Origin of the sequence: Komagataeibacter europaeus LMG 18890 (assembly GCF_000285295.1) — a bacterium.
Classification (GTDB): Bacteria; Pseudomonadota; Alphaproteobacteria; order Acetobacterales; family Acetobacteraceae; genus Komagataeibacter; species Komagataeibacter europaeus.
Map to the genome: position 1 here is coordinate 1 of NZ_CADP01000173.1, position 3,852 is coordinate 3,852.

The 3,852-nt window shown below is 57.2% G+C and carries 3 protein-coding genes and 1 pseudogene; 3 read left to right on the forward strand and 1 reads right to left on the reverse strand.

Annotation, left to right across the window (positions count from 1 at the left end; translation table 11 throughout):
- The 3 genes and pseudogenes from GEU01_RS19845 to GEU01_RS19855 form a co-directional block, all read left to right on the forward strand.
- Positions 1 to 426, forward strand: a pseudogene (locus tag GEU01_RS19845) (IS5-like element IS1031A family transposase); the annotation flags it as partial.
- Between the two features lie 129 nt (positions 427 to 555).
- On the forward strand, positions 556 to 1,881 hold the full coding sequence (locus GEU01_RS19850) for an arylsulfotransferase family protein (protein ID WP_157212904.1): 1,326 nt from the start codon (positions 556 to 558) through the stop codon (positions 1,879 to 1,881).
- A 314-nt stretch (positions 1,882 to 2,195) separates the two neighbouring features.
- A complete protein-coding gene (locus tag GEU01_RS19855) occupies positions 2,196 to 3,623 on the forward strand; it encodes a sulfotransferase (RefSeq protein WP_019087442.1) in 1,428 nt (475 codons plus the stop codon).
- 47 nt (positions 3,624 to 3,670) lie between these two features.
- Here GEU01_RS19855 and GEU01_RS27120 read toward each other — a convergent pair.
- Positions 3,671 to 3,852 (reverse strand): hypothetical protein (locus tag GEU01_RS27120; protein WP_232272641.1); only part of this gene is annotated, 182 nt, incomplete at its 5' end.

Sequence of the window (3,852 nt, forward strand, 5' to 3'; positions counted from 1 at the left end):
AAGAAGGTCAAGGGCCGCAAGCGCCATATCGTGACTGATACCTGCGGCTTCCTGATCTTTCTCCTCGTTCATGCCGCCGATATCCAGGATCGTGATGGGGCCGTTGATGTCCTGGCGGCAATACGCAGGCGCTTTCCCTGGCTGCGCCACATCTTCGCTGATGGCGGCTATGCTGGCGAGAAATTGCGATCCGCGCTCGCCTCCATGGGAAAATGGACGGTCGAAATCATCAGGCGGTCCGATACGGTGAAAGGCTTTCAGATCCTGCCGCGCCGCTGGGTGGTTGAACGGACATTCGCCTGGCTGGGACGGTGCAGGCGGCTCGCCAAAGATTGGGAACAATCCATTGCGTCCTCAACCGCATGGACATTGATCGCCTCGATCCGCATGCTCACACGACGGACAGCAAGGCATTGTCAAGCTTGAAAAACTTTCGGATCGGGCTCTTACAGGTCGAGGTAACAGCGCGGCGGATATCAGGATATCAGGTTGGCGTTTTTAAAAGATACAAAGAAACAGTCGAGCCCAACGGTGTCTTCCGGGATGGAACGGATCATGTTCTGGCCCGTGCCTCTCTGGCTTCTGATGCTGGCCATCATGATGGGACTGGTCGTGGCCATTATATTCGGGGCGCTGGTGCTGCGGCCACCCAAGCAGAAAATGGCACAGGAAGCCGTGCTGGGGCTGGCCAATGTACCTTTTGTCCTGAAAAAGACGTTTCGCAATCCCACACAGGTGGCGCGACCCGATGTGGACGGCCCCTATGAGCCGCGCGCGCAGGGGCTGTGGCGAAATCCGGATCAGCCGTTTGTTGATAACGGTTATATGCTGCTTACGGCTTTTGATGAAACGTTGAAACGGCCAGTCGTGCGCCTGATCCGTCTTTCGGATGGTACGGTCATTCATCAGTATGCGCCTGATATCCAGGCGATGGTACGGCGTTCGACCTTCAGTTCGGCCCTGATTGATCTCAGGCGGGACCGCAATACCGGACTGCATCTTATGATGCATCCGTTACTCATGCCCGATGGTGGTCTTGTCATCCACGACAGTTCCCCGCTTACACGGTACGATGTGTGTGGTCGTCTGGAATGGATGATCGATGGTATTTTCCATCATTCGGCCGAACTTGATGAAGATGGCAATATCTGGGCTAGTTTCCGCTACCCGCAGGCAAAAATTCCTGATGTTGGCCCCCTTTTTAATGATGAAGCCATCATGAAGGTAAGCCCGGAAGGGCAGATACTTCATACGGAACGTGTGGCTGACATTCTTGATGCCAATGATATGGGGTGGCTGTGGCGTACCCGTCCCTATACGGATGATCCCTTTCACCTGAATGATGTGCAGCCCGTGCTGCGTTCAGGCCCTTACTGGCAGAAGGGCGATCTGTTCCTCAGCCTGCGTAATCTGTCTGTCGTGATGCTTTACCGTCCTGCCACAGGCAAGGTAATATGGTGGAAGGCAGGACCATGGGCCATGCAGCATGATGTGAGCATTGTGGATGATCATCGAATTTCCATATTCGATAACCACTGGCGCGTAGCCTATCCCGAAGGGGCGGTCGATGGCGTCAATCGCGTCGCGGTTTATGATTTTGATACGAATACGGTAAGCTATCCGTTGGCAGGCGTGATGGAAAAACTGCATGTCCATACGCGCGCGCAGGGACGGGCCACGCCTCTTTCCAATGGTGATTCCATGATTGAGGAAACCGAACAGGGACGCCTTATGCGACTATCCCTCGACGGGACAATACGGTGGCTTTATACAGCAGCGACACCGGAGATGCACCGTCTGCAACTCCGATGGAGCCGTTATATCGATCCTGTAAGTAACAGTGGCGCAATCACCTTGGCGAAAGACGCAAAATGCAATTGAAGATTCCAGCTCTTCTCCGTATCGGTTCGGTTATACTGCTTGCCGCCAATCCTGCGACAGCACTGGCTTATATGGGACCGGGGCTGGGTCTTGGTGCCATCGGGAGTGCGTTGGGGGTGATGGGAGCCGTCCTCCTCGCGTTTATTTCCATTGTCTGGTACCCATGTAAACGCCTGATAAGGCGCATGCGTGGTACGCAGCAGGCCCAATTGACCAAGGACCATTCATCCTCGCCGCCGCAAGCGTAACGAAATGCAGCGGTTTTGTAACATTCTTTCCCGGATGATGCTGCATCTGCAGGACGGTTGCTGACCATGATCGGTCTGGCCGTACTGTTGCTGGCTACGCTTGCAAGTATCGAACTGGTCTGGGCTACCGGCATATTGGGATGCCTGCGCGGCCTGAACCGCAAAGGACAGAGGGCTGTCCGGCTCCTGTTGCGGCATCGTGTGTCCGAATGGGCCAAGGAACGGGCGCTGCGGCTCATGTCTGCCCGGCTCATGCTGCATTCCCTGCGCAGCTTCGGCCTGATTGCCCTGGTCGCCAGCCCCTTCGCGCTGATAGTGGCAGTCAATGCCATCTGGCCTTACGGGCTGGGACGGGCCTATGCCGACTGGCGGGAACGGCTGGCCATCGTGGCGGTTTCACTGCTTTATCTGCTCGTGCGTCGTCATATGCGCAGGGCGAAGGGCAATGACGGGAAGGGGGATAGTGGCAGCAGATCGGAACGCTTTCTACAGCGTGTGGCGCTGGGCAACCGGGCCATACTCGACATCACGTTTGATATGGAACGTGCGCGCTACAGGCCTTGGACGGATGGGGAACAACCGCTGTTCGTGACAGGTCTGGCGCGGGCCGGTACGACTATCCTGACGCGGCTTTTGCATGAACAGTATCATATGGCTTCGCTGACGTACCGCGATCTGCCTTTTCCCTTGGCGCCTAACGGCTGGGCCAGACTTTCGGCCAGTTTCAAACGGCAGGTCACGCGTACGGAACGCGGACATGGAGATGGTATTTTCCATGATCTCGATAGTGCCGAAGCCATTGAGGAAGTCTTCTGGCGACATTTCGAAGGGACCCGCTATGTCGGCCCGGATGGCCTGACCCCTGTTCCACCGCAAGCCGAGACCATCAAGGCGTTCCGTGATTACGTGGGGCTGATCCGCCGGCGGTACGGAGGCGCGCGCTATCTTTCCAAGAATAATGCCAATGTGCTGCGGTTGCCGGCATTGCTGGAAGCTTTTCCGCAGGCTATTCTTGTCCATCCTTTCCGTGATCCTCTCCAGCAGGCCCTATCGCTGCGGCGTCAGCATATCCAGGCTCTGACCCTGGCGCATGACGATCCTTTCCGCCGTGATTTCATGCGCTGGCTGGGCCATTATGAATTCGGCGGTGACCAGCGTCCCTTTCTGTTTTCGGGGCACCCGGCTGCAACAGGTGATCGCAACGGGATAGATTACTGGCTGCAGTTGTGGACAAGTGTCTATACGGCCCTTCTCGCACAGCCCGCTGAAGTCAGGGCACGGCAGGTTTTTGTGGATTATGATGCCGTGTGCGCCGATGCGGCCAGTTATGTCGTGCCGCTGACGGCGGCCCTGGCCTTATCGCAGCCGTTGGATCTGTCCAGCCTGCGTGCGGTTTCCCCCCGGGTGGTATCGGAAATCAATCCGGGTCTGCTGGAACAGGCCCGTGCCCTCCATGCCACCCTGCGGGCACATGGCGTGCAGAACCCCGCGTAGGCCGGGGAAGGTCTTTGCATCCGCCTGCGGCCCCCAATATTCATGCTTTATCCCGTAAAGCGCGTCATGTGGCGATCGACGGGGCGCGTGGACTGGGTGTGGTCGGTATAGGGCTGTGTAATGCGCCGGGTTTCGCCGCGCCCATGCAGCAGGCCGATATGCTGCCCGTACTTCATACGTTGCGTAAGCTTCCGGCGACTGACGCCTTGCTGAATACTTCTGGTCTGGT

What these genes read in the sequence shown, in the direction of transcription:
- GEU01_RS19850 (WP_157212904.1), top strand. Translation starts at nt 556, where the DNA reads ATGTTCTGGCCCGTGCCTCTCTGGCTTCTGATGCTGGCCATCATGATG.
- GEU01_RS19855 (WP_019087442.1), top strand. Translation starts at nt 2,196, where the DNA reads ATGATCGGTCTGGCCGTACTGTTGCTGGCTACGCTTGCAAGTATCGAA.